The sequence below is a fragment of the Hallella sp. genome, from assembly GCF_037460745.1.
In the GTDB taxonomy this organism is placed as follows: domain Bacteria; phylum Bacteroidota; class Bacteroidia; order Bacteroidales; family Bacteroidaceae; genus Prevotella; species Prevotella faecis.
This window is the reverse complement of the sequence record NZ_JAXVAE010000006.1, coordinates 1-1,961: the sequence shown is the minus strand read 5'-3', so window position 1 is coordinate 1,961 and position 1,961 is coordinate 1. Positions and strand designations below refer to the sequence as shown.

Here is a 1,961-nt window from a genome sequence, read left to right as displayed (position 1 = left end):
TCTTCAACATCGACAATTCATGGATCGTGGCCATCTCAGCAGGTTTGTCAACGGGTATCGGTTTCGCCATGAAAGACATCCTGGAGAACCTCTACTACGGCATATCGCTCATGGCCGGCCGCATCAAGGTGGGCGACTACATAGCCATCGAGGGAACAAAGGGAACGGTGAAAGCCATCTCCTATACCTCCACCACCGTTGAGGCGCTCGACGGTTCGGTTATCGCTTTCCAAAACTCGCAGCTCTTCGCCAAGAACTACAAGAACCTGACTCGCAACCACGGCAACGTGCTATCAATCATTCCCATCGGCGTGGCTTACGGAACCAGCGTGCCCCAGGTGAAGCAGATCGTAAACGAGGTAGTAACACCCCTCAACAAGCCAGGCTACATCAAGTATATCAAGGTAACACTCGCCGGCTTTGGCGACAACTCGGTCGACTTCAAGATCTTGGCTTGGGTCGACTCACGCAAGCAGAGCGACGCCGAGGGCGAAATTATGGAAGCCGTGTACAACGCCTTCAACGACCACAACATTGAGATTCCGTTCCCACAGCGCGACATCCACATCGTTTCCGATACGGCCCACCTCGTTCCGCCCTCACCCACCTCACCCATCCAACACGCCGACTCGTTGGAAGAGGCTGAGGAGCAACTGCGAAACGACACAAAGGATTGAAAAAACACAGATGACGAGTGATGGGGATTCTGCCAATCGGCAAGAACCCCCATCACTTTTTGTATTCCTTTGCGCTTAGAGCCTTTCTCGCGTTAAACCTAAATCCACAACTTGCATCGCAACACCCATAATCACAATCCAATCACTGGGAAGTCGCCTTACCCACTACCGAGCCATAACGCCAAGTAGCCCCAGGCTATTTGGGCGGCCAAAAACTCCTCTGCCGTATCGAAGCGGTTTTCCTTCTCACTGTTATAATAGCGGCCACTCATACTTTTAGCCATTCTCACCAACATGGTGTCAATTCGCACTGTCGCCCCGTCCCCCAGTCGTTGTCCTCAGGATAATCCATTTCCGACATCAAAAAAAGGACATGGCGAAAGATCAGAAAGGCTATCGCAAAACTTCTAATGGCTCATCAAACAAGCCCATACATAATGAAAAATGCAGGCTCCCGCTTGCTCCATCCAGGAACAAAGGAAGCCTGCATAAGTATTATGCGTATCGCAACCCGCCGACATGCGACGGATGGCAGATAAAACTTGCTATTAGAAGTTCAGGAGCACACCCAGTGAGATGTTATTACCATCGAGATCCACACCCCAAGCAGTGTTGTTCTTTGCACCTTCATAAGTACGCTTGTAACTCTTGTAGCCTACGAAACCTGCATGTGCAACGAGGCTCACTGTCTTGTTGAAGTTCAATGCAACACCTGGTCTCAAACCAACATTCCACTCGTTAGCATGGCCGTTGTAGTGCTTGTACATGAAACCACCATCAACAAAGAAATCAACCATCTTCGTACGAACGGCAGTATAGCGAATGTAGGGAGCCACCTCAAAAGTGCGAAGGCAATCATCAGCATCCTCAATAGACACAGGTGTGCCCTTGCCCCAACCGATAACAGTACCGATTGCCCAATCCTGATTGATCTTATAACCAATCTCAGGGAGAACCTTGTAAGTGGTCTTGCTGTCCTGGTCGCCAATCTTGGTGCTGGCAATACCAGCGTTACCACCAATGTAAACCTGTGCGCTGGCGCTCACTGCGATGACAGCGGCTACCAAAGTCATAAATAACTTTTTCATAATTTGAAAATTTAGATTAATATAAACTATAACTCTCTTTTACTTAGTCTCTTTCCAACAGAAATGACCCTTCATTTCAGGTATTATAGATGCAAAAGTATAGAATAAACCTTTATCATCCAAAAAAAAATACCACTTTTTACGGTAACTATTCAGCGAAAGGGCATGGCGGGGTATCAAGCCTCAAATAAGGCTT

The 1,961-nt window shown here is 48.3% G+C and carries 3 protein-coding genes; 1 reads left to right on the top strand and 2 read right to left on the bottom strand.

The annotated features are described in order from the left end of the window. A partial coding sequence (locus WKK33_RS00065; protein WP_337931950.1) for a mechanosensitive ion channel domain-containing protein occupies positions 1 to 677 on the top strand: 677 nt, incomplete at its 5' end. 158 nt (positions 678 to 835) lie between these two features. On the opposite strand, the gene WKK33_RS00060 is transcribed toward WKK33_RS00065, so the two are convergent. Both WKK33_RS00060 and WKK33_RS00055 read right to left on the bottom strand, forming a co-directional pair. Then, entirely contained in the window at positions 836 to 961 is a 126-nt protein-coding gene (locus tag WKK33_RS00060; RefSeq protein ID WP_337931949.1) for a hypothetical protein, read from the bottom strand. Between the two features lie 264 nt (positions 962 to 1,225). After that, positions 1,226 to 1,765: an outer membrane beta-barrel protein gene (locus WKK33_RS00055; protein WP_337931948.1), complete on the bottom strand. Its 540-nt coding sequence runs from the start codon at positions 1,763 to 1,765 to the stop codon at positions 1,226 to 1,228. Positions 1,766 to 1,961 lie beyond the last annotated feature (196 nt).

What these genes read in the sequence shown, in the direction of transcription:
- WKK33_RS00060 (WP_337931949.1), bottom strand. Translation starts at nt 961, where the DNA reads ATGGCTAAAAGTATGAGTGGCCGCTATTATAACAGTGAGAAGGAAAAC.
- WKK33_RS00055 (WP_337931948.1), bottom strand. Translation starts at nt 1,765, where the DNA reads ATGAAAAAGTTATTTATGACTTTGGTAGCCGCTGTCATCGCAGTGAGC.